This is a genomic window from Kribbella sp. NPDC002412 (assembly GCF_053592935.1).
This window is the reverse complement of sequence record NZ_JBSFBL010000008.1, coordinates 152,970-177,562: the sequence shown is the minus strand read 5'-3', so window position 1 is coordinate 177,562 and position 24,593 is coordinate 152,970. Positions and strand designations below refer to the sequence as shown.

At 68.0% G+C, this 24,593-nt stretch carries 24 protein-coding genes, 1 tRNA gene and 1 pseudogene; 14 read left to right on the top strand and 12 right to left on the bottom strand.

Annotated features, from left to right (window positions below; genetic code table 11):
* The first annotated feature begins 5 nt into the window (after positions 1-5).
* The 4 genes from ACWCOV_RS09545 to ACWCOV_RS09530 are packed head-to-tail and all read left to right on the top strand — an operon-like array spanning position 6 to position 5,065.
* Positions 6-386, top strand: a complete 381-nt coding sequence (locus ACWCOV_RS09545; RefSeq protein ID WP_449828783.1) for a hypothetical protein — start codon at positions 6-8, stop codon at positions 384-386.
* Positions 383-1,420 (top strand): YlbL family protein, encoded by a 1,038-nt coding sequence (locus tag ACWCOV_RS09540; RefSeq protein WP_449828782.1) that lies wholly within the window; start codon positions 383-385, stop codon positions 1,418-1,420. The genes ACWCOV_RS09545 and ACWCOV_RS09540 overlap by 4 nt, the downstream gene beginning before the upstream one ends.
* Before the next feature lie 43 nt (positions 1,421-1,463).
* Positions 1,464-2,081, top strand: coding sequence for a PPA1309 family protein (locus ACWCOV_RS09535; RefSeq protein WP_449828781.1), 618 nt, complete (start codon positions 1,464-1,466; stop codon positions 2,079-2,081).
* Positions 2,078-5,065, top strand: coding sequence for a UPF0182 family membrane protein (locus tag ACWCOV_RS09530; RefSeq protein WP_449828780.1), 2,988 nt, complete (start codon positions 2,078-2,080; stop codon positions 5,063-5,065). Before ACWCOV_RS09535 ends, ACWCOV_RS09530 begins: the two co-directional genes overlap by 4 nt.
* A gap of 100 nt (positions 5,066-5,165) precedes the next feature.
* On the opposite strand, the gene ACWCOV_RS09525 is transcribed toward ACWCOV_RS09530, so the two are convergent.
* Positions 5,166-5,738 (bottom strand): hypothetical protein, encoded by a 573-nt coding sequence (locus tag ACWCOV_RS09525; RefSeq protein WP_449828779.1) that lies wholly within the window; start codon positions 5,736-5,738, stop codon positions 5,166-5,168.
* A 117-nt stretch (positions 5,739-5,855) separates the two neighbouring features.
* Positions 5,856-6,818, bottom strand: coding sequence for an N-acetyltransferase family protein (locus ACWCOV_RS09520; protein ID WP_449828778.1), 963 nt, complete (start codon positions 6,816-6,818; stop codon positions 5,856-5,858).
* 115 nt (positions 6,819-6,933) lie between these two features.
* Between ACWCOV_RS09520 and ACWCOV_RS09515 the strand changes: the two genes are divergently transcribed.
* Positions 6,934-7,007, top strand: a tRNA-Met gene (locus ACWCOV_RS09515).
* Positions 7,008-7,248: 241 nt separating this feature from the next.
* On the opposite strand, the gene ACWCOV_RS09510 is transcribed toward ACWCOV_RS09515, so the two are convergent.
* Both ACWCOV_RS09510 and ACWCOV_RS09505 read right to left on the bottom strand, forming a co-directional pair.
* Positions 7,249-7,761, bottom strand: coding sequence for a hypothetical protein (locus ACWCOV_RS09510; protein ID WP_449828777.1), 513 nt, complete (start codon positions 7,759-7,761; stop codon positions 7,249-7,251).
* Positions 7,762-7,932: 171 nt separating this feature from the next.
* A pseudogene (locus ACWCOV_RS09505) lies at positions 7,933-8,531 on the bottom strand (site-specific integrase).
* A gap of 390 nt (positions 8,532-8,921) precedes the next feature.
* On the opposite strand from ACWCOV_RS09505, the gene ACWCOV_RS09500 reads away from it, so the two are divergent.
* Positions 8,922-9,188: a GNAT family N-acetyltransferase gene (locus tag ACWCOV_RS09500; RefSeq protein ID WP_449828816.1), complete on the top strand. Its 267-nt coding sequence runs from the start codon at positions 8,922-8,924 to the stop codon at positions 9,186-9,188.
* On the opposite strand, the gene ACWCOV_RS09495 is transcribed toward ACWCOV_RS09500, so the two are convergent.
* Positions 9,181-9,852 (bottom strand): hypothetical protein, encoded by a 672-nt coding sequence (locus tag ACWCOV_RS09495; RefSeq protein WP_449828776.1) that lies wholly within the window; start codon positions 9,850-9,852, stop codon positions 9,181-9,183. The genes ACWCOV_RS09500 and ACWCOV_RS09495 overlap by 8 nt on opposite strands.
* 128 nt (positions 9,853-9,980) lie before the next feature.
* Between ACWCOV_RS09495 and ACWCOV_RS09490 the strand changes: the two genes are divergently transcribed.
* The 3 genes from ACWCOV_RS09490 (at position 9,981) to ACWCOV_RS09480 (ending at position 13,809) form a co-directional block, all read left to right on the top strand.
* Positions 9,981-11,177 (top strand): HupE/UreJ family protein, encoded by a 1,197-nt coding sequence (locus tag ACWCOV_RS09490; protein ID WP_449828775.1) that lies wholly within the window; start codon positions 9,981-9,983, stop codon positions 11,175-11,177.
* A 115-nt stretch (positions 11,178-11,292) separates the two neighbouring features.
* Positions 11,293-12,831: a fibronectin type III domain-containing protein gene (locus tag ACWCOV_RS09485; protein WP_449828774.1), complete on the top strand. Its 1,539-nt coding sequence runs from the start codon at positions 11,293-11,295 to the stop codon at positions 12,829-12,831.
* A gap of 69 nt (positions 12,832-12,900) precedes the next feature.
* Positions 12,901-13,809 carry a WxL protein peptidoglycan domain-containing protein gene (locus ACWCOV_RS09480; RefSeq protein WP_449828773.1) on the top strand — a complete coding sequence of 303 codons (909 nt, stop codon included), beginning with the start codon at positions 12,901-12,903 and terminating at the stop codon, positions 13,807-13,809.
* A 45-nt stretch (positions 13,810-13,854) separates the two neighbouring features.
* Here ACWCOV_RS09480 and ACWCOV_RS09475 read toward each other — a convergent pair whose 3' ends face one another.
* Complete coding sequence (locus tag ACWCOV_RS09475) at positions 13,855-14,451, bottom strand: endonuclease/exonuclease/phosphatase family protein (protein ID WP_449828772.1); 597 nt, start codon at positions 14,449-14,451, stop codon at positions 13,855-13,857.
* A 197-nt stretch (positions 14,452-14,648) separates the two neighbouring features.
* Between ACWCOV_RS09475 and ACWCOV_RS09470 the strand changes: the two genes are divergently transcribed.
* The 3 genes from ACWCOV_RS09470 to ACWCOV_RS09460 all read left to right on the top strand — a co-directional run bounded on the left by ACWCOV_RS09470 (position 14,649) and on the right by ACWCOV_RS09460 (position 17,822).
* Positions 14,649-16,211, top strand: a complete 1,563-nt coding sequence (locus ACWCOV_RS09470) for a helix-turn-helix domain-containing protein (protein ID WP_449828771.1) — start codon at positions 14,649-14,651, stop codon at positions 16,209-16,211.
* A 91-nt stretch (positions 16,212-16,302) separates the two neighbouring features.
* Positions 16,303-17,382 (top strand): flavin-containing monooxygenase, encoded by a 1,080-nt coding sequence (locus ACWCOV_RS09465; protein ID WP_449828770.1) that lies wholly within the window; start codon positions 16,303-16,305, stop codon positions 17,380-17,382.
* A gap of 17 nt (positions 17,383-17,399) precedes the next feature.
* On the top strand, positions 17,400-17,822 hold the full coding sequence (locus ACWCOV_RS09460) for an SgcJ/EcaC family oxidoreductase (protein ID WP_449828769.1): 423 nt from the start codon (positions 17,400-17,402) through the stop codon (positions 17,820-17,822).
* Here ACWCOV_RS09460 and ACWCOV_RS09455 read toward each other — a convergent pair.
* The 3 genes from ACWCOV_RS09455 to ACWCOV_RS09445 are packed head-to-tail and all read right to left on the bottom strand — an operon-like array spanning position 17,815 to position 20,031.
* On the bottom strand, positions 17,815-18,138 hold the full coding sequence (locus ACWCOV_RS09455) for a putative quinol monooxygenase (RefSeq protein ID WP_396354937.1): 324 nt from the start codon (positions 18,136-18,138) through the stop codon (positions 17,815-17,817). The two genes, ACWCOV_RS09460 and ACWCOV_RS09455, sit on opposite strands and share 8 nt — an antisense overlap.
* 16 nt (positions 18,139-18,154) lie before the next feature.
* Positions 18,155-19,141 carry a proline racemase family protein gene (locus ACWCOV_RS09450; RefSeq protein WP_449828768.1) on the bottom strand — a complete coding sequence of 329 codons (987 nt, stop codon included), beginning with the start codon at positions 19,139-19,141 and terminating at the stop codon, positions 18,155-18,157.
* Positions 19,141-20,031 (bottom strand): MurR/RpiR family transcriptional regulator, encoded by an 891-nt coding sequence (locus ACWCOV_RS09445; protein WP_449828767.1) that lies wholly within the window; start codon positions 20,029-20,031, stop codon positions 19,141-19,143. The genes ACWCOV_RS09450 and ACWCOV_RS09445 overlap by 1 nt, the downstream gene beginning before the upstream one ends.
* A gap of 82 nt (positions 20,032-20,113) precedes the next feature.
* On the opposite strand from ACWCOV_RS09445, the gene ACWCOV_RS09440 reads away from it, so the two are divergent.
* Positions 20,114-21,205, top strand: coding sequence for a C45 family autoproteolytic acyltransferase/hydolase (locus ACWCOV_RS09440; RefSeq protein WP_449828766.1), 1,092 nt, complete (start codon positions 20,114-20,116; stop codon positions 21,203-21,205).
* Positions 21,206-21,318: 113 nt separating this feature from the next.
* On the top strand, positions 21,319-22,137 hold the full coding sequence (locus ACWCOV_RS09435; protein WP_449828765.1) for an alpha/beta hydrolase: 819 nt from the start codon (positions 21,319-21,321) through the stop codon (positions 22,135-22,137).
* A 79-nt stretch (positions 22,138-22,216) separates the two neighbouring features.
* Here the strand turns inward: ACWCOV_RS09435 and ACWCOV_RS09430 are convergent, their stop codons facing one another.
* From ACWCOV_RS09430 to ACWCOV_RS09420, 3 genes are all read right to left on the bottom strand, one after another.
* Positions 22,217-22,435, bottom strand: coding sequence for a hypothetical protein (locus ACWCOV_RS09430; protein ID WP_449828764.1), 219 nt, complete (start codon positions 22,433-22,435; stop codon positions 22,217-22,219).
* A gap of 340 nt (positions 22,436-22,775) precedes the next feature.
* Positions 22,776-23,549 carry an ABC transporter permease gene (locus tag ACWCOV_RS09425; protein ID WP_449828763.1) on the bottom strand — a complete coding sequence of 258 codons (774 nt, stop codon included), beginning with the start codon at positions 23,547-23,549 and terminating at the stop codon, positions 22,776-22,778.
* Positions 23,550-23,564: 15 nt separating this feature from the next.
* Entirely contained in the window at positions 23,565-24,509 is a 945-nt protein-coding gene (locus ACWCOV_RS09420; RefSeq protein WP_449828762.1) for an ATP-binding cassette domain-containing protein, read from the bottom strand.
* Positions 24,510-24,593 lie beyond the last annotated feature (84 nt).

Here is a 24,593-nt window from a genome sequence, read left to right as displayed (position 1 = left end):
GCCGGATGAGGGTTTTGGCGTGGCTGGCGTTCCCGCTGGTCGCCACGCTCCTGGCGATGTGCTGGGCTGCGTGGCGTGGGCGGAGCCGTGGCCCGCGCCGATCCGGCGGCGCCTTCGCGTCGGTCGAGGACTTCCGTCGTTTCAACGAGACCCTCGCCGCGCCCGGCCCGCGAGCGACCCCGGAGCGGCGTCGTGGCCCGTTCCGCCGTACGTCAAAGGACCCGGACGGCGGGACCGCGCAGCGATCCGTCGTGACCGGCTTCGGTGGAGCCGGGACGGTTGGGGCGGCCGGAGCGTTGGACTCATCAGGGACGCTTGCCGTTACCAGGAAGCTCGGTTCGGCCGAGACGTTCGGTTCCACCAAGATCGCAGGGCAGGGTTCGTGACACGTCGTACCGCCACGCTGGTCGCTTCGATCGTCGTGCTCGTCATCTCGCTCGGGCTGGTCACCGCCTTCCCGGTGCCGTTCGTCTCGTTCAGCCCGGGTCCGGTGAAGGACACCCTCGGTGAGTCCAAGGGCAAGCCGGTGATCGAGATCTCCGGGCACGAGACGTTCCCGACGTCCGGCCGGCTCGACCTGACCACCGTGTCGGTCACCTCGCCCGAGCGTGAGCTCACCCTGCCGCAGGCGATGCGCAACTGGCTCGACCCGCACCACGACCTGTTCCCGCGCGACATCATCTACCCGCCGGAGCAGAGCGCCGACGAGGTCGAGGAGCAGAACACCGCGGAGATGACCGGCTCGCAGGACAGCGCGATCGCGGCCGCTCTGCAGGCGGCGAAGGTGCCGTTCCACCCGAAGGTCTCGACAGTGGCCAAGGACACCCCGGCGGACGGCAAGCTCAAGCCGGGCGACGTCGTGCTGGCGGTCGACGGGAAGACGGTGTCGCAGGTCGCGCAGGTGGGCGAGCTCGTCCGCACGCACAAGGTCGGCGAGGACGTGATCTTCCTGATCCGCCGCGGCACCGCCGAGCAGACTGTGCAGCTGAAGACCGCGGCCACGCCGGGTGAGGCCACCCGCCCGATGGTCGGCATCACCATCGGCATCGACTCGCAGGTGAAGGTGACGGTCAACCTCGGCCAGGACATCGGCGGCCCCAGCGCCGGTACGGCGTTCGCGCTGGCCATCTACGACAAGCTGACACCAGGCCCGTTGCTCGACGGCAAGCACGTCGCCGGCACCGGGACCATCGACGCCCTCGGCCAGGTCGGGGCGATCGGCGGCATCCAGCAGAAGATCGCCGGCGCCAAGGAGGACGGCGCGACCGTGTTCCTGGTCCCGGGCCCGAACTGCGAGGCCGCTCTGCACGCCGGCGTGAAGGACATCCAGCTGGTGAAGATCACCACGCTGAGCGAGGCGATCGGCGCCCTCAAGGCGCTGTCCAGCGGAAGCGGATCGGTGCCGACATGTGCGCCGTGAGCCACCCGAACGTACCGGCCAGCCGAAGGGAAGATCTGGCGGCATGGATTCCGTAGGCACTCTGCCTCCCGACGCGCTGAGCCGCGCGGTGATCGAGATCGAGAAGCACGTGAGCAGCGCGGGCTGGGACCAGCCCGCGCAACTGTTCGCCCTGGTCCCGACCGACGAACTTCTGCGCGCCGAGCCGCAACTGGCCGCCGAGCTCGGCGCCGAGGACGCGTCCCAGCCGCTGACCCCGGTCGCGCAGGGCGAGCTGCCCGGCGGTCTCGAGGACGAACATCTGGCCGACGCCCTGGGCCGCATCGAGTGGCCGGACGGCGTCAGCGGCTGCGCACTCGCGATCGAGCGGGTGGTGCTGCCGGCCTCGGCCGAAGCGGGCCTGTCCGGGGTCGAGTCCGACACCGAGCTCGCCCGGATGGCGGGGAGCGATCCGCGCCGCCACGAGGTCCGGATGGTCGCGGCGGTCCTGCGCGAAGGCACCCGGTTCGGGGCCGTCCGGCTGCGTTCACATGACGAGGACAGCGCCGTACTGACCGGCACCGACTTGGTCCCCACGCTGTGCGAAGTACTGTCTTTGACATTCGAACCTTCGGTCGGCATCCGTCCGGGTGAAGGTCCTGGGGTCGACGGCATGAGTGACGACGAGGAGAACCGACCATGAGCGACGGCGTCTATGACATGCCGGAGGAGCCGCGGCGGACGCGGCGAACATCTGGCGGACGGCCCCGGGCACTGCTGCCGACGATCGCGACACTGATCGTCCTGCTCATCCTGTTCAGCGTCTTCACCGACGTCTGGACGCAGCGGCTGTGGTACCGCTCGGTGGACCTCGGCTCGGTCTTCAGCACCGTGCTGGGGACCCGGGTGCTGCTGTTCGTGGTGATCGGCCTGCTGATGGCGGCGGCCGTGGTCGCGAACATCATCATCGCGTACCGCACCCGGCCACGGGTCGCCCTCGCGCCGTCGCCGAGCCCCGGCTTCGAGCGGTACGGCGACCTGCTGCAGCAGCGCGGCAAGATCGCCGTCGGCGTGATCGCGACGCTGATGCTGGTGTTCGGCGGCTCGGCCGCGTCGGGGGAGTGGAAGGTCTTCCTTGCCTGGCGGAACCGGACCCCGTTCGGCGTCACCGACAAGCACTTCAACAAGGACATCGCGTTCTTCGTCTTCGACTACCCGTGGCTGCGCGTCCTGCTCGGCTTCGGCTACTCGATCGTGCTGCTGTCGCTGGTCGCGGCGGTCATCACGCACTACTTGTACGGCGGCTTCCGCCCGTCCGCGAAGGGACAGAAGGCTTCCGGCGCGGCGCAGGTGCAGTTCTCCGTGCTGCTCGGTCTGCTGGTCCTGCTCAAGGCCTTCAGCTACTGGCTGGACCGCTACGGGTTGACGACCTCGGAAAGCCGGTTGTTCACCGGTATCTCCTACACAGGTGACAACGCGGTCTTGCCCAGCAAGGAGATCCTTGCGGTCATCGCTGTGCTGTGTGCCGGCCTGTTCTTCGCCAACGTGGTCCGCCGGACCTGGCTGCTGCCGGGTGTGGGCACCGTCGTGCTGATCTTGTCGGCGATCCTGCTCGGTGCTTTGTGGCCGGCGGCTCTGCAACAGTTGCGGGTGCGGCCGAGCGAGCCGGTGCGTGAGGCGCCGTACATCACGAAGAACATCCAGGCGACGCGTCAGGCGTACGGCCTGGAGGACAGTCAGGTCATCAACTACCAGGCCAAGACGACGGCGACCCCGTCCGAGCTCGCTGGCGACGCCGAGGTCCTGCCGGGTATCCGGCTGATCGACCCGAGCGTGGTCGGGCCGACGTTCGAGCAGTTGCAGCAGGTCCGCGGCTTCTACTCGTTCCCGACCGACCTGGACGTCGACCGGTACAAGATCGGCAACGAGGTCAAGGACACCGTGATCGCGGTCCGCGAGGTGCAGATCGACCGCCTGCCGGCCGGTCAGCGCAACTGGAACAACGACCACACCGTCTACACCCACGGCTACGGCGTCGTCGCCGCGAACGGCAACCAGCGCGCCGCGGACGGTACGCCGGTCTGGTCGGAGAAGGACCTGCCGCCGACAGGCTCCCTCGGTGACTACGAGCCGCGGATCTACTTCGGTGAGCAGTCCCCGGACTACTCGATCGTCGGTGGACCGAAGGGTGGGCAGGCGGTCGAGCTGGACACCCCGGAAGGCACGAACGGCGGCGATCCGACGCTGAACACCTACGCCGGCAAGGGTGGCGTGCCGGTCGGCACGTTCTTCAACCGGTTGCTCTACGCCACCAAGTTCCGGGACGCGAACATCCTGCTGTCCAGCCGGGTGAACACCGAGTCGAAGATCCTCTACGACCGCAACCCGCGCGAACGCGTCGAGAAGGCCGCGCCGTGGCTGACTCCGGACGGCGACCCGTACCCGGCGATCGTGGACGGTCAGGTGGTCTGGATCGTCGACGGCTACACCACCTCGGCGAACTACCCGTACTCCGAGAAGGTCGCCCTGGACGACAGCACCCGGGACACCACCACCGGTCGCGGCACCATCGCGCAGCAGCCGAGTGAGGAGATCAACTACATCCGCAACTCGGTCAAGGCCGTCGTCAACGCGTACGACGGTTCGGTCGAGCTGTACGCCTGGGACGAGGACGACCCGATCCTGAAGACCTGGATGAAGGCCTTCCCGGGGACGGTCAAGTCGCGCGCGGACATCTCGCCCCAGCTGATGTCCCACCTGCGCTACCCGGAGGACATGTTCAAGGTCCAGCGCGACCTGCTCGCCAAGTACCACGTGCAGGACTCGACGACCTGGTACCAGAACAGCGACCTGTGGCGCGTCCCGGCGGACCCGACCGCGGTCTCGGCCGGTGCGGACTCGTCTGCTCAAGTGAAACAGCCTCCGTTCTACCTCTCGCTGCGGATGCCTGATCAGGACGCCCCGAAGTTCTCGCTCACCTCGGTGTACGTGCCGAACGCGGAACGCGAGAACCTGACCGCGTTCATGGCCGTCGACGCCGAGGCGACCTCGCCGGACTACGGCAAGTTCCGGATCCTCCGACTACCCGGGAACGTGCAGATCCCCGGTCCTGGACAGGTGTTCAACAAGTTCCAGACCGATGACGGGATCAGAACGGCGCTGCTCCCGATCAACCAGCCGACCAGCGGCGCCAGAGCACAGTTCGGCAACCTGCTGACACTGCCGCTCGGTGGTGGTCTGCTCTACGTCCAGCCCGTCTACTCGGTCCGGACCAGTGGACCTGGTAGCTATCCGGTGCTCCGGTACGTGCTGGTGTCCTTCGGTGAGCGCGTCGCGTACGGCAGCACGCTGCAGGAGGCGCTGAACAAGGTGTTCGACACCAATGTCAGCACCGGTGAGCAACCACCGAACCAGAACCCGAACCAGAACCCGCCAACCACCAACCAGACGGTCAAACAGGCGCTGGCCCAGGCCCAGGCCGCGTGGACAGCCGCCCAGGCAGCCTTGCAAAAGGGTGACCTCGGGGAGTACCAGAAGCAGGTCAACCTGATGAAGGCGGCGATCGACCGCGCCGCAGCGGCCGGAAACGCACCGACGCCGAGCACACCGGCGCCGAGTGGCACGCCGACCACGGCACCGTCCGCCACACCGTCGCCGTCCGGTACACCGCCGGAGCCGACAGGCTGATTCGACGGCTGCTCCTCCGGGGCGGCGACACCGACATCACGTCGGGGTCGCCGCCCCGTACCGTTGCCCGCGGCATCAGTTGCCTGAGGCGCCGGCCGGTTCAGCCCTCCGGATGGAAGCCCGTCGCCGTGTCGAGCAGGTCCTGCTCGGAGAAGCGCCCGCGATCGAGTGACACCTCGGCCGCGACTCCCGGTGCGACGAAGTAGAACACCTCGTCGCCCTCGGCGATCAGACCGTCGTACGCACCGACCTTGACCGCGCGCAGCTCCCAGGTCTCCGGGTCCTTCTCCTCGTACTCGGCCAGGAACGCCATCAGCGCCTCGAGATCGGTCAGTTTCTCGCCGCGCAGCGTCTTCACCGTCAGGTCGATCTTGTAGGCGCCCTCGGGATCCGGGCCGGTCTCCCAGACCCGGCTGTGGAAGCGGATGTCCTCCCACTCGTACTCGAAGTCGGTCGGCGTGCCGATGCCGGCCGGCAGGTGCTCGATCACGAAGCCGTCCAAGGTGCCTGCCCTCTGCTCGGTCGATGGGGGAGCCACGACGAACCCGGGACGCGGCTCGGCGGCGGCCGGGGCGGTCGTCCAGGCGCCGAGTGCGGCGAGGACGACCGCGCTCCCGATCACGATACGACGGGCCGGCGGCACGACTCGGGAACCGAGAGATGAACGCGACATGGCTGTCTCCTGAGCAACGTCGACGCCCTGCCCGCTGCAGAGCGTCTTCTTGCCTTGGAAGATGCACCGATCGCCGCCCTTCCCGGCCGGCGATTTCGAGGCTGTGGAAAAGCTTGGTCAGTAGCCGATCAACCGGTGCAGCCGGTGGAAGGTCTGCTGGAAACCGAGCCGTGGCCACGTCCGCGAGGACAACAAGTTCGTCACCCGCCAGTCGGTGACCACCGACGTGTAGCCGGTACCAGCCGCCCACTGCAGCACCGCCTCACCCAGCGCACGCCCGGCGCCATGCCCCCGTGCTTCCGGCAGTACGGCGGCGAAGCCCAGGAACCCCGCGTTGTCCGGCCGAGCCAGTCCGTTGTGCGCACTCGACTTCTCCAGCGAGCACCCGACCGACGAGCCGATCACGCGACCGTCGTACTCGGCGACGAAGGTCGCGTAGTCCAGGTCGTCGATCGACTCCTCCCAGTCGGCCAGCGCCTCCTCGAGCGTGGGCAGCACCCCGGAGTTGAACACCGGCGAACGTCCTTGGTGCTGCGGCAGGATCAGGTCGAGCTCGGCCAGTACGGCGATGTCGTCGCGCGTCGCACGCCGTACCGTCAGATCAGTTGGCGCGACCAGTGGTGTGCTCGGCGCCGGCCGGATGGCGTGTGCGTGCTGCGAGCCGAACCCCAGCCGGAACCACGCGTCCACCAGGCCCGCATCGTCCGGCACCAGTGCGTAGTGCGCCGTGCGGCCTTCGTCGACCCACTTGGCAGCGGCAACGGCGTACAGGTCGCGGATGTGTTCAGGCTCACGGACAGCGTGGCCCGCGGACTCGACCCAGACGTTGGGCCCCCAGGAAGTCGCCTTCGGGACCCCCAGCACATAGCCGGTCAGCTCGTCTCCTTCGGCCAGCACAGCGCCGGAGGCGCTCTCGCTCTCCCAGAGGGCTGTGACCTCGACCACTGCGAGCTGCTCGTCCTCGTACTCCGCCGGCAGCAGCGGGTGCCGCTTGCGGTGCTCTTTGTGCCGCTCCGCGAGCAGCCGGGCCGCCGCAGGCAGGTCCGCCTCCTCGAACGGGCGAATGACGTGTCGGGACATACCGGGAAGGTACGCCGTCCCACCCGCAGCTGGCACGGGGTTTGAGTCACCCGGCACCACCCCGGGAGCCGATTTGGTTGCTCAGCCCCGATCCACTAAACTAAAACCACAACGACGCGGGGTGGAGCAGCTCGGTAGCTCGCTGGGCTCATAACCCAGAGGTCGCAGGTTCAAATCCTGCCCCCGCTACGGAAGAAGGCCCGGACCATCAGGTCCGGGCCTTCGTTTTGCTATGTAGCGTCTGACCTGGGGGTTTGTCCTCCCTGAGATCTCCGTTAGGGAGCGCTCGGGAGCCACACAGCATCTGCTCGCCGGCCGGGGCCTTGCCCGGATAGATGTGATTTGTACCCCGATTCGTACCCAGAGCCGCTGTGTCGAGGTGTCGCGGATCGACCTCGGGACCGATGGGAGCTCTGCCCGCTTCGTGCGCTCAGGCTTCGAGGGTGCCGGTGTAGGTGGAGCTGAGGTGGGCGCCTGCGAAGTGGCGGGTCAGGTCCCCTACGCCGGTATGCCCGGCGAACTGTCCGGTTGCATCTTGCACTTCCCAGCTGCCGCTTGCGCGGCGTGGGTTTCCGTTGCCGGGCCGACCCTTGAAGAAGGTCTTGCCGGTGCCGCATCCCACGCCGGCCTCGGCCAGGGTAAGCGTGCTGCCATCAGCGAGCGTGAACCTAGCGGTCGCTGTGTAGTCCCTGCATGGCTCCCCCGCGGGCTGGATGGAAATAAGGAAGAAGCGGTACGTTGCCGCACCGAACCCCTCGATGATGGCGTCGCCGCACAACTGGGCACCATCTGGACACACCTGTGCGTGGCCCTTGATCTCGGCGCTGAAGTCGGTGGTCTGGGCTGCGGCCGGGCGAGCCACGAGCAAGCTGACGGCCAACGAAACAAGTAGCGCAAAGGAGACCGCGCCGTGGCGGGAAGGTTGGGGAACTCGCCGCTGCATAATGCCCCCTCCTAGTGGTCGCCTTCCAGGAGCCTGCACCGTCAGGGCGACTCCACGCACAGCGTGCATATCGCCGCGTTGTCACCGCGTTGTCACCGCATCATCGTCAGGTCCAGGCCGCTTTCGGCAGTGGCCCGATCCGACAGTCCGCGGCGATCAGACTGGCAGTGTTCAAGTCGTGTGCTGCTGCTTACGAAGGCCTGGACCAGCGGGTCCGGGCCTTCGTAAAGCTAATCGAGTTGCCCGCCCTCGGTGCCAGCTCGATTGAATTGCCATCGCATCTGCCATGGCGCGGTCAGTGCCCCGCGACTTGTGGGTGTAGATCTTCCCCGTGACCGTCACGTCCGCGTGGCCGATCCGCTCGCTGAGCGTCTTGATGTTGTGTCCGGCATCCTGGGCCATCGTGGCGTAGGTGTGCCGCACGTCGTGCAGTCGGATCGTGGTACGCCCGCCTTGTCCACCAGGCGATTGAACCGCGCGATGATCGTGTCCAGGTGCAGTGGCCGGCCTTCTGGCCCGACCATCAAATAGTCGTGGTTCGGGTAGCTCTTACCGAATGCCTCTCGCTCCTCGTTCATTCGGTCGATGTAGCTCCGCAGGTAACGGACCGTGAAGTTGTCGAGCGAGATGTCCCGCTGACTGGCCACGGACTTGCCGTCTGAGGCCTGTGCCTTTCCGGCGACTACGACCCGCGTGTCCTCGATGGTCAGCGTCCCGTTCTCTAGATCGACCATGCTTCGCTCGACACCGGCCAGTTCGGAACGTCGCATTCCAGTAGTTGCCGCGAGCACCCTCATGCCGTTATAGCGATCCTCGAACGCAGCACGAAGAAAAGCGCCCAGTTGCTGTGGTGTCCAGATCGTGTGCTTCTTCTTGGGTGAGCGCGCCTGCCGCGCTCCCGTGGCAGTACGCGTGCACTGCTGGGTTGGTGTGCAGGTATTCCCACCGCACTGCGTCCTTCAGCGCGAGGTCAACAACTACGTGGACATTTCTGACCGACTTGACACTGAGACCGGGGAGTTACTCCGCCGGAATACGTCCACGCTCGTAGCGGCGTACCGCCTCACCTAGCTGCGGCGGTCGCGTCGGCCAGGGCTTCCTGCGGGTTCGCGGTGGCGCGTTCGGCCTTCTTGGCAAGGTCTTCGGCGCGGGCGTGAGCGATCCGTGCGGCCAGCTCGGTCTCGATCCGTTGCTCTGCTGCCAACATCTGGTCGGTCGCCACGGCCCAGGAGGAGCGGGGCCATGGCGCGGCGTCGGCAGTCGTCGCGACGGCGCTGGAGCATGCGGTCGCTGCGGGATGTTCCCGGGCAGGCCTTGGGACCTCGGACGAACTCGTCCCCTGGTACAGCCGGTCCGGATTCGCCGAGGTCGGACGTGAGCGCAGCGCGGTGATCAGCCAGTCCACCGCAGCCAGGGTGTTCAGGTGAGCCAGATGACTATGCCTCGCACCCCGGACAGCACGCTGGCGGCGCCGGCGCGGATCGCTGTGGCGGCGCGCGAAGCAGTAAAGGACGCGGGGTCGTAAGTGGAGGACATGCCGAGGCCTTCGCCGCGGTAGGAGGCGCCGGGCCAGTCGGCGGCAGTGACGTTGGCGGTGGGTTCGGCTAGTTCGGCGCCGAGGATGAGGAACTGCTGGTCGAGGTGGCTGGCCGTGACCAGGGCCAGGGGATCGATCAGGGCGTTGCCGGCGGTGACGATCAGGTCCGGCTGCAAGTCGATGGCCTCGCTGATCTTGGCTACGTGGTCACTTCCAGAGGCATCCACTGTCTTGAGGCTCACGTGCTCCTCGGCGGACCAGTCTCGGACAGCGGTGACCAGCGTCTGCGTCTGCGGGTCGTCGCCGGCGGTGAGCAGCACTACGCGGTAGCCCGCGGACGGGTGTACGTCGTTCCACGAGCCAGGGCGCGGTGTGATGGTCGCCTCAGGTGAGGGTGGAGCGGCGGGGTCCACGAAGCCGGGGCCGAGCGTGCCGACCGGTGTCGGCGCGGCCCGTGGGCGGGACCAGTCGTCGGCCGAGTTGCAGCCGCCGGCCAGTACGACGATCGCGAGTACGACGGCCGCCGTCAGGGCAGGCCGAAGTCGCTGGTGCAAGGGGATCGTCCTCCATCACGCGTGAGACACCCCTTCATACCTCATGAATGCCGTCTCCCAGGCCGGGTACGGCGAGCGTTCGTCCACGGGTAAACAGGTGTTCACCAGATGGGTGCACCGTGCGCTTCATGCTGGCCTTCGTCCGCCGGTGCGCCTATTTCCTCGCGATCGCACTGGTTCCCCTGCTGAGCGCCGTACCCGCTCAGGCTCATGGCTTCAGTTCCACCGTGTACGTCGACCTGACCGCGCCGGCGACCGGGCACGTGCGGGCTGTAGTCGGGCTCGAGTATGACCTGCTCGTCGTGTCGGCCGCCGACTACGAGAAGGACGACCCACTCTTCAAGGCCGGTACGGCAGCCTTCAACGATGGCGACTCGAAGGCTCAAGCCGCAGCGCTGCAGTCGCATGCCAGCTCGGTGCTGAAGTACGTGACCGGCAGATTCGCCATCACAGGGGCAGGACAAGCCTGTACGGCGACGCAGCAAGGCGACATCACCATCGACCAGCGCGAGGGTGTCCCGTATGCGTTCCTAGACCTCGACTACAACTGTCCAGCGAAAGCAGCCGCACACGAGGTACGCAGTGGTCTGTTCCCGGACAGCGAGACCTACGTCCGGGGTACCAAGACGATCGTCACCTACGACCTGGACCTGCAGAAGGGCAGCAGTGCGCTCGACTCCGAACATCCGGCGTTCTCCACGCACCAGTCGTGGGCTGACCGCTTCGGGGAGTTCTTCCGGCTCGGAGCGGAGCACCTGCTCACGGGTCTCGACCACATCCTGTTCCTGCTGGCGCTGATCGCCGGTTCGCGCCGGCTGCGCGAGATAGTGCTGGCCGCAACGACCTTCACGCTGGCCCACTCGGTCACGTTCATCCTTGCGGCACTCGGCGTCGTGCACGTGTCACCGTCGTTCATCGAGCCTGTGATCGCGCTGTCGATCGCAGTCGTCGCCGCCTGGCATCTGTGGCGGCTCTGGCGGCACGGGCGGCTCGCGACCGACCTCGAGACGGACAGTCGGAGCCACGTCAGCCTGGATCGCGCCGGCTGGACCCGGCTGGGTGTCGTGTTCTGCTTCGGGCTCGTGCACGGTGTCGGCTTCGCAGGAGCGCTGGGGATCCAGCAGGCGTGGTCGTGGACGCTGCTGTGGTCGCTGCTGGTGTTCAACGTCGGCATCGAGACTGTGCAGCTGACGCTAATCGCGCTCAGCTTCCCGCTGCTCGCCCTGCTCCGCCGCAAATCGCCGATCGTCGCGCTGTGGACCACTGGTTTCATCGCGGCCGGTGTGTCGGTCGCTGGTCTGGTCTGGTTTGTGCAGCGGCTCTGAGCCCGCAGTTGTAGCGCCAGCGGTAAACAGCTGTTCACCTGCCCTCCATCGGCCGGGGTGACAGTCTCCGATGGGCCTCTTCCGGCCCACTCGTCATCACAAGGACGGACACTCGATGAAGCTCATCAACTGGGCACGGACCCGTGTGGCCGCGTGCGTCACCGTGGCGGTCGTAACGGCCGCCACCGGGTTCGGAGGCGCCGCACACGCCGCCGACCAGGCAACACCCACCGGCATCGTTCTCGGTGTCGGCGCCAACGAGTCGCAGCGCGTGGTCAGCTGGTACGCCGCGACCGGCACCGCGCAGGTGGTTCAGGTCGTACCCACCTCGCGACTCGTGCACGGCCGGTTCCCGGCCCACCCGACCAGCTACCCGGCCACCGTCGCGGCGAACACCGTCAACGGCGGCTACAACGGCCACGCCACGATCAACGGCCTGCGCGAGCACACGTCGTACTCCTACCGGGTCGGCACACCGGCCGGCTGGAGCCCGACGTACTCGTTCAAGACGCAGGACTTCGACGGCGACTTCAGCTTCCTGTTCTTCGGCGACCCGCAGATCGGGTCGTCCGGGGACACCGCGAAGGACGGCGCCGGCTGGCAGGACACCCTGAACGTCGCCCTCGCCGCCAACCCGAAGGCTGAGCTGCTGGTGTCGGGAGGTGACCAGGTCGAGTCCGCGAACACCGAGACCCAGTGGAACGCGTTCCTCGCCCCGGACAAGCTCCGCCAGTACCCGTGGGCCGCGACCATCGGCAACCACGACGTCGGCGGCAAGGCGTACGAGCAGCACTTCTGGACGCCGAACACGGACCGCTCGGCCAGCTTCTACAAGAGCAACCCGAGCACGGAGTCCGGCGGCGATTACTGGTACGTCTACAAGGACGTGCTGTTCATCGACCTGAACAGCAACGCGTACGCCAACAATGCGGACGCGGCGCACGTCGACTACGTCAGCAAGGTGATCAAGGCGCACGGCTCCAAGGCGAAGTACACGGTGCTGGTGTACCACCACTCGATCTACTCGCCGGCCGACCACGCCAACGACTCCGACAACCAGCAGCGCCGGCAGGACTTCCCGACGGCCTTCTCCAAGCTGGGCGTAGACCTGGTGCTGCAGGGCCACGACCACAGCTACTCGCGTAGCTACGTGATCAAGAACGGCAAGAAGGCCAACCCGGCCGAGCAGCCTGGCGCGACCCAGGTGGTGCAGGGACCGGGCGGCGTCATCTACGTGACGGCCAACTCGGCGTCCGGCTCGAAGTACTACGACCTGACCGCTCCGGACACCACCCAGGACCCGAACTACGGTCCGGACCCGTTGAACCCGAAGCACCACTGGGCCAACTCGGTGGAGAACCAGGAGCACGTCCGTACCTACGTCAAGGTCGAGGTGCAGAAGAACAAGCTGGTGGTCGAGGACGTGCGCAGCGGCACCTGCGCCGCTCCGAACGCCGCCGTGGAGCTCGGCAAGGTCTCGTGGTGCGGCCCGAACAGCGGCGCCACCCCGGCCATGCCCGTCGGCTCCCTGGTCGACAAGGTCGTCGTCCACCCGTACGACGACCACGGTCACTCGCACTCCGGTCCGGGGCAGCACGACTGGTCAATGAGCAAGAACCACGAAGGTGTCGTGACGCTCACCGACGTGAGCTGATCAACCCGATGGGGGTGGGCATCCGGGCCCACCCCCACCTGCCCGGAGAGGCCCGGAGAAGGAAGCCCAATGCACAGAGCCGTTGCCGCACTGCTGAGCGCACTGATCCTCGGCACCCCAGTCGCCCCCGCGGTCGCCGCCGACGACGCCCCATGGTCGGTCCGTACTGCGGCCAACAGCTACGGCTCCGATCGGCAGAACTACAGCTACACCGTGAACCCGGGAGACAAGGTCGAGGACGGCCTGATGGTCGTCAACAGCGGCAAGACCCCACTGGACCTGGCCGTGTACGCCGCTGACGCCTACACGACCGCGAACGGCCGGCTGGACCTGCTGACTCCCGACACCAAGTCCACCGGCGTCGGCACGTGGGTGCATGCGGAGCGGACCCGCGTCCAGGTCGCACCGGGCCAGTCGCTGCAGGTGCCGTTCACCATCAGCGTCCCGGCCGACGCCACACCCGGCGATCACCTGGGTGGCATCGTCACCTCGCTGAACCAGGACGGTGTCAACCGGCGGCTGGCCATCCGGATCCAGTTGCGGGTCGGCGGCGACCTCAAGCCGGCGCTGTCCGTCGACGACTTGAAGCTCCACTACTCCGGCAAGGGCAACGCCACCGTCACCTACACGATCCACAACACCGGCAACGCCGTACTCGCGGCGAGACCGGCGACGACTGTCGCGGGACCCTTCGGTGTCTGGAAGGTCGACTCCGGCCTGTCCGACTCACCCCAGCTTCTGCCCGGCGAGTCCTGGAAGGCATCCGGCGAGGTCCACGGCATCACGCCAGCGGTCCGCCTCACCGGCACCGTCACCCTCCTCCCACTCCTCACCGACGCAGCCGGCTCCACCGGCACGCTCACCCAGCTGGACGCGACCACGCACACCTGGGCCATGCCGTGGTGGCTCCCGCTACCGCTGATCGTCGTACTGGCTGCCCTGCTCGTCGTCCGCTTCACCCGGAAACGCTCAGCCTGACGGACAACCCGAGGTGGTCGGAGACGTCGGGGCGATCGGTGAACATCAGATCGGCCGACTCGACGTTGATCGCTCCCGTGACCAGGACGAAGTCGATGCACTGCGAGGTGCGGCCCGGCGGGAGGTACTCGGCGCGGAAGGTCGGGGGACACACGCGCCGGCGAACGCGTCCACCAGGAAGGCGTCGGCGATGAAGGAACGGAAGAGATCGGTGTCGCGCGGCACGTTGAAGTCGCCGCACACGATCGCCGGTCCGGGCAGCGCGTCGACGACGTCGGCGAGTACGGCGAGCTGCGCGCGATGCGTGCTGTAGAAGCGGTTGGACTCCGACCAGTCCCCGTCGACGTTGGCGGTCGGATGCGTGTTGACGACGTACGCCGAAGCCAGTCGGGTGACGAGTGTTCCCTTCAGCACGACCTTGGGAAAGCGGACGTACCGGGTCGCCTCGACCGGTCGGCGCGAGAAGGTCACCAGCCCGCCGGCCGGTCCGACCAGCGAGCGCCGGTAGCTGATCCATCGGTACGACGGCATCCACCGGACCAGTTGCCTCAGGTGGTAGTACGTCAACACCTCCTGGACGTTGACCACGTCCACGTCTGACGCCTCGAACTCACGTCCGATCACGCTGTAGCGCTCGCGCAACTGTGATCCCAGTACCGGAATCCCCCGGGTGTTGAAAGTTGCAGCGGACAACTTGTCCATACGCCTCCAGTCGTAGCTCGGATCAGGGTAGATCCCGGCGGAAACCCCGATGTGGGTGCAGCGGGGAATCAGTAGTTTGCTGGGCGTGCTGACTGATGAGCGGTACCGGATCGAGCGCGGCGGCTGATACTGGGCTCGTGGACGCTATTGCCGAGGCCAGGAGTGCGTACGACGTACGCCGTTGGGCGCGGGCGTACGAGCTGTACGCCGCGGCGGACGGCCTCGGTGCCGACGACCTGGACCGGTACGCCGTCGCGGCGATGCTGGTCGGCCGGATGGACGACTACTACGCCATCCGCGAGCGCGCGTACGAGCAGTTGCTCGCCCAGGGCGACCTGCTGGGCGCGGGCGGCGCAGCGCTCTGGCTCGGTATGCAGCGGATGGTCGAGGGCGATGCCGTGGTCGGGGGCGGTTGGCTGGCGCGTGCGACCCGGCTGATCGAGGAGGACGGCACCGACTCGGTGCCGGCGGCCGTGCTGCGGATGAGTCAGTCCTTCCAGACCACGGACCTCGACCAGGCGATCGCGATCATCGCCGAGGCGGTCGCAGCCGGTCGCCGGCTCGGCAGCCGGGACCTGGTCGGGCTCGGGCTGCACCAGCAAGGGCTGCTCCTGCTACAGGCCGGCCGCACCACCGAAGGCCTGGCGCGGCTGGACGAGGCCATGGTCGAGCTGGCGTCCGGTGAGCTATCGCCGATGGTGACCGGCATCGTCTACTGCGGTGCGATCACCGGATGCTGGACGGTGTACGAGCTGAGCCGCGCGGAGCAGTGGACTGCCGCGATGACCCGCTGGTGCGACAGTCAGCCCGAGCTGGGCAACTTCACCGGTGAGTGCAAGGTACGGCGCGCCGAGCTCAAGCAACTGCGCGGCGACTGGACCGATGCTCGCGAGGACCTGGCCCGCGTCAACCAGGTCGACCTGTGGGCCGTCGGAGTCGCGGCATATGTCCGGGGGAATCTCGACCGGCTCCAGGGCCACTTCGCGGATGCCGAGGAGTGCTTCACCGAGGCAAGCCGGCTCGGCACCGACCCGCAGCCCGGGCTGGCCCTGCTGCGGCTCCAGCAGGGCAGTGTGCAGGCCGCCGCGGCGATGATCCGACGCTGTCTGTCCGAGGAGCAGGACGACGCGAAACGCATCGAGGTCCTGTTCGCCGCGACCGAGATCCTGCTGGCGGCGGGCGACAAGGCGGCGGCGACCACTGCAGCCGACGACCTGGCCGCTCTCGCGAACAAGTGCCGCACCGCGGTGGTCGGCGCTCTGTGCGAACAGGCCCGGGCGATGATCCAGCTCGCCGGCGACCACCCGGAGGCCGCGCTGACGCCGGCCCGTGCTGCGCTGCGGCGGTGGGTCGAGCTGCGAGCGCCGTACCAGGAGGCTCGCACGCGGTTGCTGATCGCGGATGCCTGCCGCGCGCTCGGCGACGGTGAGTCGGCCGACCGGGAGACGGTGACGGCGCGCGCGACGCTGGAGAAGCTCGGCGCGAAGACGGACCTGCAGCGGCAGGACGGCCAGCTGACACAGCGCGAGATCGAGGTACTACGCCTGGTCGCCACCGGAGCCACCAACCGGGCGATCGCGGCGAAGCTCGTGCTCAGCGAGCGGACCGTCGACCGGCACGTCAGCAACATCTTCACCAAGCTCGGCGTCTCGTCCCGGTCCGCGGCCACGGCGTACGGCTTCGAGCACAAGCTCGTCTGAGCAGGTACCCATTCCACCCGTTGGGTACTTTCGCCGACGCACCACCTCAGCCTGGATTCCTACCTTCGAAGCACCACCGAAGGAGGGGACTATGAGGTACGAGACAGTAGTGATCGGAGCGGGGCAGGCCGGGCTGTCGGCGGGCTACCACCTGGCGCAGCGTGGCAAGCCGTTCGTCATCCTGGACGGGGCCGACCGGGTCGGCGGGTCGTGGCTCAACCGCTGGGACTCGCTCTCCCTGTTCACCCCGTCCAACCGCAACAACCTGCCCGGCGAGAAGTTCGGCGGCGGCTTCACCTTCGCGTCGAAGGACGAGATGGCGGCCTACCTGGAGGGGTACGCCGAACGGTTCGCGCTGCCGATCCGCCTCGGCACCAGGGTGGACGGCCTGTTCCGCGAGGGCGACGGCTACCGCGTCACCGCCGGCGCCGAGTCGTTCGAGGCGGACAACGTGATCCTGGCGACCGGCGTCCACCGGGTGCCGAAGATCCCGGACTTCGCGGGTGAGCTGTCGCCGGACATCGTCCAGCTGCACTCGGCGGACTACCGCAACCCCGGCCAACTGCAGCCGGGTACGGTGCTGATCGTCGGTGCGGGGAACTCCGGCGCCGAGATCGGGGTCGAGGTCGGCAAGACGCACAAGGTGCTGCTGGCCGGCCGGAACGTCGGCTACATTCCGATCGAGGTGCGCGGCTGGCAGGGGAAGCTGATGTTCCCGCTGATCTGGTGGGTCTGGGAGCACATCCTCACCGAGGACAGGAAGCCCGGCCGCAAGGTGCAGGCGGAAGCGCTCGAGGGGCACGGCGAGTTCCTGATCCGGCAGAAGGAGAAGGACCTCCTTGCCGTCGGCATCGAGCGTGTCGCGCGCATCGGCGCGGTCGTCGACGGATACCCGCAGACCGAGGACGGCGTCCGGCTCGACGTCGCGAACGTCATCTGGGCCACCGGTTTCCTGCCCGACTTCGGCTGGATCGACCTCCCTGGCCTGGACTCGTCCGGACGGCTCGCGAACGAGCGTGGCGCGGTCGCCGGGCAGCCCGGTCTCTACGTGTTGGGGCAGGAGTTCCAGTACATGTTCAACTCGCACACCGTCGGCGGCGTCGGCAAGGACGCGGCGTACGTCGTCCAGCAGATCGCCGGCCGGAGTGTCTTGACCTCAAGCATGGTTTAACTACCACGATCGGGGACATGAAGATCGAAGGACAGATCCCCAGCCAGGCCGACGTCGACGCGATCCTGGCGCTGGTCGACGCCGTACAGGAAGCTCAGAGCACCGAAGACGTGGAGGCCTTCATCGCGTTGTTCCGCAAGGACGCGCTGTGGGTGACCGGGCACGGCAAGCGGTTGTACGGGCGGGACACCATCGCCGAGTTCACCAGCCGGGTGCTGCCCGGGGCGACCAAGGACTCCTACGCCACCTACGTCCCGGACCACCTGCTCTTCGTCCGGCCGGACATCGCGGTCGTCAACGTCAACCAGACCTACGTACGCCGCGACGGCTCCACTGGCGAACTCCCGGTGGAGCACGGCAGCCCGGTCTACTTCTTGGCCAAGGACGAGGGCACGTGGCAGATCGCGGCCGCGCAGAACACGGTGGTCGTGACTACTTGACCGCGAGCTCGCCCAGCTCGGACCACTCGTTCTGGGGGAGCTTGAAGTTGACGATCCGCGGCGTCTCGACGAGGTACTGCGGGAGATGCTGCTGAGCCGCCTTGAAGTGGTCCGAGGTGACGTGCGCGGTGGCCGCGTCGTCGTCGGCGAAGGCCTCGACCAGCACGTACTCGTCGGTGTCGTCGATCGAGCGGGACCAGTCGAACCACAGGCACCCCGGCTCGGACCGGGTCGCCTGGGTGAACTCGGCGGTGATCGAGGGCCAGTTCGAGGCGTGCTCGGGCTGGACGCGGAACTTCGCGGTGATGAAGATCATGAGCCGATGCTAGTGCTCACCGCAGCGTGAAGCCGGTGCCGAGCGGGTCGCGGGGGTCGAGGGTGAAGGTGGCGGTGCCGGTCCGGTACGCCGCTCCCTCGACCTCCGTGATCACGCCGCCGTCGGCCTCCGCCACGACCCGGCCGAGGAAGGTGCTGCCGACGATCGACTCGTGCCGGAGCACCTGGCCGTCCGTCAGCCGGCCCTCGTCGTGCAGGAGGGCGAGGCGGGCCGACGTACCGGAGCCGCACGGCGACCGGTCGACTTCACCGTCGGCGAAGATCGCCACGTTCCGTTGGTGTGGTCCGCCCTCCCAGACGCCGAGGTCGTCGTAGAAGATCGTCCCGTACATCCCGCTCAACCGCGGGTCGGTCGGGTGCACGGCCTGCGCGTCCAGGGCCCACTTGATCTCCCGCCCCACCGCGATGAGGTCGGCGTAACACTCAGGTGTCACCGACAGGCCGACCGACGACGCCGCAACCGAGGCGTAGAACGCACCCCCGAAGCTGACGTCCGCAACCGTGTCCCCACGCGACGTCGACACCGGCACCCCGCGAGCGAAGACGTACGACGGAACGTTGCGAAACGCGACGCTGGACACAACGCCACCGGAGCACGTGACCCGCGCGACCACCCGGCCGGACGGTACGTCGATGACCACATCCGTCACCCCGTCCGGCGAAGCGGCGACCAGACCGGTCTCCACCGCCCAGGCGCCGAGCGCGATCGTCCCGTGCCCACAGGCCGTCGAGTAACCGTCCTTGTGCCAGAACAGCACCCCGAGGTGCGCGCCGGCGTCATCGCCCGGCACCACGAAGCCGCCGTACATGTCCGCATGCCCGCGCGGCTCGTTCACCAGCAACTGCCGGACCCTGTCGACGTCCGCGGAAGTCTGCGCAAACTCTCGCCGCGCGGGCACCGAGTCGCCGGGGACCTCCACCGACGTCACGATCCGGAACGGCTCGCCACCGGTGTGGTAATCGACGACGTCCACCGAGAGCATCAGAACCCCAGCTGCTGCCGGACCGACTCGAGCGTGTGCGCGGACTCCAGCGTCAGCTCGGTGTCCGCGGCGGCGACGGCCTGGGCCAGCGCGTCGGTGGTGACGATCGTGGTCAGCACCTCCGCAGTGATCCCGGTGACCGTGTTCGGAACGTGGATCGCCACGGTCACGTCGCCGGCCAGCCGTTCGGCGATGAGCTGCTCGCTGAGCAGGATGATGCCGGCTCCGACCGCCCGGGCCCGGTCGATCACGACCTCGGCGTCGATGACCAGGCGGCCGGGGGCGATCACGATCACCACGTCGTCTTGCCCGATCGCGAGCAGGTCGTCGGCGAGCCGGAACCCGGCGGTCTGGATGCACCGGCTGCGGCGTCCGAACCGGCGCAGCTTCAGCGTCAGGTGCTCGGCCGCGACGTAGTTCGCGCCGAACCCGTACGTCGCGATCTCGCGCGCGTCGAGCATCAGCCGGACCGCCTCCTGGAAGGCGTCCACCGACATGTGCTGGTTCAGGAACTCGATCCGCTCCAGCGCCTCGGTGATCACCCGGTCCCAGACGTGCTTGGGGTCGCCGCCGGTCGCCTCCATCCGGCTCCGCAGCCGCTCCTCGCGCCGGCTCGGGTGCTGGAACGGTGACGCGACCATGTCCTTCAGCTCAGCGAGCCCGGCGTACCCGAGGGACTGCAGGGTGCGCACGACGGTGGCGTTGCTGGTCTTGCTCAGCTGCCCGAGCTCGGCGGCGGACAGGTAGAGCAGCCGCTCCGGCGAGATCTCCGACAGCGACCGGCAGACGGCCCGGGACGCGGGCGTGAACTCGTCCCAGTGGTCCCGGATCCGGCTCCGGAGCTCGGCGATCGCCGGATTTCTCGTAACCGCTGTTACATCGTCGGCCATCTGTGTATCATCCGTTCCCATCGCCGTTGTAACAACTCATCCAAGTGCACCAGTTCTGTAACACATCGTCTAAGGGAAGCTGATGCGGATCATCGAAGTGTCCAGTCCCTCCGCTCATGATCGCGGACGGCAGTACGGTCGCGCCGCAGCGGACCTGATCGGTGCGGCGATCGAGTACTACGGCCAGGCGTTCGAGCTGCAGACCGGCCGCACGTGGGCGCAGATCCTGGAGCAGTCCGCGCCCTGGGAGCGCCTGATCAGCAGCGACTTCCCCGACCTGTACGACGAGATCCGCGGCATCGCGGACGGCGCCGGCGTCTCGACCCGGGAGATCGTGGTGCTGAACTGCCGCGGCGAGATCGTGTACGACGCCCCGCTGCCGGCCGAGGCGGACGACGACGCCCCCGACGGCTGCACGTCGTACTCGCTGACGGCGGCCGACGGGCACGTCTACGTCGGCCAGAACTGGGACTGGCGGCACGCCGTCCGCGACACCGTCGTGATCCTGCGGATCGTCCAGCCCCCGAAGCCGACCGTGGTCATGCAGGTCGAGGCCGGCCAGATCGGCCGGCACGGCGCCAACGACCGCGGGTTCGCGCTGAACGCCAACGGGCTCGGCGGCCGGTTCGACGACACTGTCGGCGTCCCGCAGACCGTGATCCGCCGGCTCGTCCTCGACTCGGCCTCGATCTCCGACGCCCTCAAGGTCCTGGTCAAGACTCGCGCGCACATCGCGAGCAACGCGCTGCTGACCGACCGATCCGGTTACAGCATCGACCTGGAGACCACTCCCGGCGCCCACGGCTGCGAGTACCCGACCGACGGGCTGCTGGTGCACGGCAACCACTACCAGGCGTTCGTCCCGCCACAGCTGGCGGCCAACCACCGCCCGATGTCGCCGGACTCGCTGCTCCGCGTCCCGCGCGCCCACCAGGGTCTGCGCGACGCCCAGACGTCGACCGACGTCCGCAAGGCGATCCGCACCGCCATGTCGGACCACCTGGGTCACCCCGACTCGCTCTGCGCCCACCCGGACGAGCGGCTGCACCCGCTGCGCCAGTGGTCGACGTTGCTGTCCAGCTGCGTCGATCTGACCACCGGCGAGTACTACGTGACACCCGGAACCCCGTGCGAGCACGACTACGAGCTCGTCCCGTTCAACCTTTGCGACTAGGAGTCTCCATGTCCACCAAGCCAGTGAGTGCGGTGCTCTGCGCCCGGACCCGGCTGGCAGCCGGAGCGGGTCGGCGAGCTGAGAGCCGCGTTCGCACTCACCGAAGGACGTCCATGACACACACCTCGACCTTCTACCAGCGCGGGGCGACGCCGATCTTCGCGTCCCAGGCCGACCCCCGGCTGCACTACTGCCTGTACGTGCCGCAGCAGCTGGCCGACGACGACCGCGCGCCGCTGGTGGTGGTTCAGCACGGTACGGCGCGATCGGCGGCCAACTACCGCACTCAGCTGAAGGACTTCGCCGAGGAGCAGGGCGCCGTCATCCTGACTCCGATCTTCCCGGCCGGACTGGTGGACCCGAGCGACCTGCACAACTTCAAGTTCATCGAGTACCGGGGGATCCGGTTCGACCGGATGCTGCTGTCGATCGTCGACGAGGTCGCGGACCGGTTCCCGGTCGGCGCGGAGAAGTTCTACCTGCACGGGTTCTCCGGCGGCGGTCAGTTCACGCACCGGTTCCTCTACCTGCACCCGGACCGCCTGGCCGCCGCCTCGATCGGCGCGCCCGGCCGGATCACCCAGCTCGACGACACCCTGCCCTGGTGGCTGGGCACGAAGGGCTTCGAGGAGAAGTTCGGCCAGCCGATCGACGTCGACGCGCTGCGCCGGGTGCCGATCCAGCTCGTGGTCGGCTCCGAGGACGTCGAGAGCTGGGAGATCATGAACCGCGGCGAGTCCAACTGGATGGACGGCGCCGAGCTCACCGGCAGCACCCGGATCGAGCGGCTCCGCACCCTGGAGAAGAACTACCGCTCACACGGCCTCGACGTCACCTTCGACGTCGTACCCGGCGCCGCCCACTCCGGCCGCAAGATCCTCCCTACAGTGGAACGCTTCTTCGCGGCCCAGCTCGAGAACCGGACGGTCTGACAGACGTCAGCCGCTGGTGCCCGGGTGGGCAGCAGCGGCTGACGGTGTCCTGGAGCGCCTGAAGAAGAGGGGGCGCAGGTCAGGCGGCCTGCAGCTCGCGGGTGCGGTTCTTCTGCGCCCAGACGGCCCGGCGCAGCTTCGCCTTGTCCGGATAGCCGGCGGCTCGGCCGATCACGTAGACGTCATGGTTGCGCATCTTGACCATCCCGGCGACGAACCAGACCGGGCTGCCCTCGGCCAGCATGGTGATGATCAGGTTGGTGGTGGCGCTGTCGGTGGTGGCGGTGGTGGTGTTCATTCTGACCCTCTCCTTTGGTCGCTCTCACTGATACGTCGGACCAGACCGGCCGGATTCGACAACCTCGCCAAGCTTTTTTCCGGCTACTTTCGGCCCGGCGACGACCACGTCCAGCGACCCGCGGAGCTGGAGTTGAGGTCCAGTCCGGAACCCCTTGTCCGGCAGGGGAAAACAGAGCGCCCCGATCAGAGATCGGGGCGCTTGTCCGTGTGGGTCCCGGGGGGAGTGGGACCACCACACGTTGGGGGGGACTTGAACCGTATCCCGGTCGCGGGGTCATGTTCGAACCAAAGCGGCAGGTCGCACCGCCCGATTTCGGCGAACGGCCCGAAACCTGCGCTCAACGGCCGACGTGGCGCTTGTACAACGACGTCGCGAGTGTTACCGAAAACAGGAGCAGACCGGTACACCAGGCCAGCGCGATCCAGCCGTTGTTTCCCATCGGGGCCCCGATCAGCAAGCCGCGCACGGTCTCGATCACCGGCGTGATCGGCTGGTGCTCGCTGATCGGCCGCAACCACGACGGCATCGTCTCGGGCTGCACGAACGCGCTGCTCAGGTACGGCAGGAACAGCATGAAGAAGCTCAGCGTGCTGGCCGACTCGACCGACTTCGCGATCACGCCGAGGCCGGCCGCCAGCCAGGAGAGCGCGAGGACGTACAGCAGCAGGAGACCGATCGCGGCCAGCCAGTCGGCCAGGCGGGCGACCGGCCGGAAACCCATCGCCAGCGAGGCGAGGACGACGATCGCCGTTGACACCGAGTTGCGCGCGATACTCGCAGTGACGTGGCCGGTCAGCACCGCGAAGCTGCGGATCGGCAGCGACCGCAGCCGGTCGATCATCCCGCTGGTCATGTCGTCGGCGACCGCCATCGCCGTGTTGGACGCGCCGTACCCGGTGGTGAGCAGCAGGATCCCCGGGACCACGTAGTTGATGTACTCCGTGCCGGTGTTGATCGCGCCGCCGAACACGTACACGAACAGCGCCATCATCAGCATCGGCAGCAGGATCGACACGAACAGCGTGTCGACGTTGCGCCGCATCAGCCGCACCGAGCGATCGATCATCGTGACCATGTCGGACACCGCGGCCGCGGCTCCTTGATGTGACATCTCCTCCACCCCTCCTCAGGCCGTCAGGGCCAGGAACACGTCGTCCAGTGTCGGCCGGTGCGACGAGACCCGTTCCGGCTGCACCCCGTTGTCCCGCAACACGTCCAGCACGTGGTGCAGGTGTGCTGCGGAACCATCCGACGGCAGACTCACCACCAGCTGATCCACCACCACTCCGTCGGTCCCGCTCCAGCCGCCGGTGTCGTCCGGCGCCTCGCTCCGGAGGATCCCGGTTGCCTTCAGCAACTGCAGGTCGTCCGCGAAACGGAGCTCGATCCGCTCGCCGCCGAGCTGCGCCTTGAGCGCGTCGGCGGTGCCGGTGGCGACGATCCGGCCCTGGTCGAGCAGCACGATCCGGTCGGCGAGCCGGTCCGCCTCCTCCAGGTACTGCGTGGTCAGCAGGATCGTGGTGCCGTCGCGGACCAGTTCGCCGATCGCGTCCCACATCGTCGACCGGCTGGCCGGGTCGAGCCCGGTGGTCGGCTCGTCCAGGAAGATCACCCGCGGCTGCGCGATCAGGCTCATCGCCAGGTCGAGGCGCCGCCGCATCCCGCCGGAGTACGTCTTCACCCGCCGGTCCATCGCGTCGGTCAGCCCGAACCGCTCGAGCAGCTCCCCGGTACGGCGTCGCGCGGCCGGCCGGCCGAGATGCATCAGCCGGCCGACCATCACCAGGTTCTCCCGGCCGGTCTGGTTCTCGTCGACCGCGGCGTACTGCCCGGTCAGGCTGATCACGCCGCGGACCTGGGCCGGCTCGCGCAGGACGTCGTACCCGGCGATGGTGGCCTGGCCGGCGTCCGGTCTGGTCAGCGTGGTCAGGATCCGCACGGTCGTGGTCTTGCCGGCGCCGTTCGGCCCGAGCAGGGCGAGCACCGACCCCTCCCGGACCTGTAGGTCGACCCCGGTCAGCACCTCGGTCGCGCCGTACGACTTCCGGAGCCCGGTTGCCTCGACGATCATCGTCCCCTCCTCTTACTGCGTATCGAGTACGCTAAATAGCGTAGCAGGTACGCTATATCTCTGCGCAACCCCTAGACTGAGGCG

Coding starts and splice junctions, on each gene's coding strand:
- ACWCOV_RS09545 (WP_449828783.1), top strand. CDS start 6: ATGAGGGTTTTGGCGTGGCTGGCGTTCCCGCTGGTCGCCACGCTCCTG.
- ACWCOV_RS09535 (WP_449828781.1), top strand. CDS start 1,464: ATGGATTCCGTAGGCACTCTGCCTCCCGACGCGCTGAGCCGCGCGGTG.
- ACWCOV_RS09530 (WP_449828780.1), top strand. CDS start 2,078: ATGAGCGACGGCGTCTATGACATGCCGGAGGAGCCGCGGCGGACGCGG.
- ACWCOV_RS09525 (WP_449828779.1), bottom strand. CDS start 5,738: ATGTCGCGTTCATCTCTCGGTTCCCGAGTCGTGCCGCCGGCCCGTCGT.
- ACWCOV_RS09520 (WP_449828778.1), bottom strand. CDS start 6,818: ATGTCCCGACACGTCATTCGCCCGTTCGAGGAGGCGGACCTGCCTGCG.
- ACWCOV_RS09510 (WP_449828777.1), bottom strand. CDS start 7,761: ATGCAGCGGCGAGTTCCCCAACCTTCCCGCCACGGCGCGGTCTCCTTT.
- ACWCOV_RS09490 (WP_449828775.1), top strand. CDS start 9,981: ATGCTGGCCTTCGTCCGCCGGTGCGCCTATTTCCTCGCGATCGCACTG.
- ACWCOV_RS09485 (WP_449828774.1), top strand. CDS start 11,293: ATGAAGCTCATCAACTGGGCACGGACCCGTGTGGCCGCGTGCGTCACC.
- ACWCOV_RS09480 (WP_449828773.1), top strand. CDS start 12,901: ATGCACAGAGCCGTTGCCGCACTGCTGAGCGCACTGATCCTCGGCACC.
- ACWCOV_RS09465 (WP_449828770.1), top strand. CDS start 16,303: ATGAGGTACGAGACAGTAGTGATCGGAGCGGGGCAGGCCGGGCTGTCG.
- ACWCOV_RS09460 (WP_449828769.1), top strand. CDS start 17,400: ATGAAGATCGAAGGACAGATCCCCAGCCAGGCCGACGTCGACGCGATC.
- ACWCOV_RS09455 (WP_396354937.1), bottom strand. CDS start 18,138: ATGATCTTCATCACCGCGAAGTTCCGCGTCCAGCCCGAGCACGCCTCG.
- ACWCOV_RS09450 (WP_449828768.1), bottom strand. CDS start 19,141: ATGCTCTCGGTGGACGTCGTCGATTACCACACCGGTGGCGAGCCGTTC.
- ACWCOV_RS09445 (WP_449828767.1), bottom strand. CDS start 20,031: ATGGCCGACGATGTAACAGCGGTTACGAGAAATCCGGCGATCGCCGAG.
- ACWCOV_RS09440 (WP_449828766.1), top strand. CDS start 20,114: ATGCGGATCATCGAAGTGTCCAGTCCCTCCGCTCATGATCGCGGACGG.
- ACWCOV_RS09435 (WP_449828765.1), top strand. CDS start 21,319: ATGACACACACCTCGACCTTCTACCAGCGCGGGGCGACGCCGATCTTC.
- ACWCOV_RS09430 (WP_449828764.1), bottom strand. CDS start 22,435: ATGAACACCACCACCGCCACCACCGACAGCGCCACCACCAACCTGATC.
- ACWCOV_RS09425 (WP_449828763.1), bottom strand. CDS start 23,549: ATGTCACATCAAGGAGCCGCGGCCGCGGTGTCCGACATGGTCACGATG.
- ACWCOV_RS09420 (WP_449828762.1), bottom strand. CDS start 24,509: ATGATCGTCGAGGCAACCGGGCTCCGGAAGTCGTACGGCGCGACCGAG.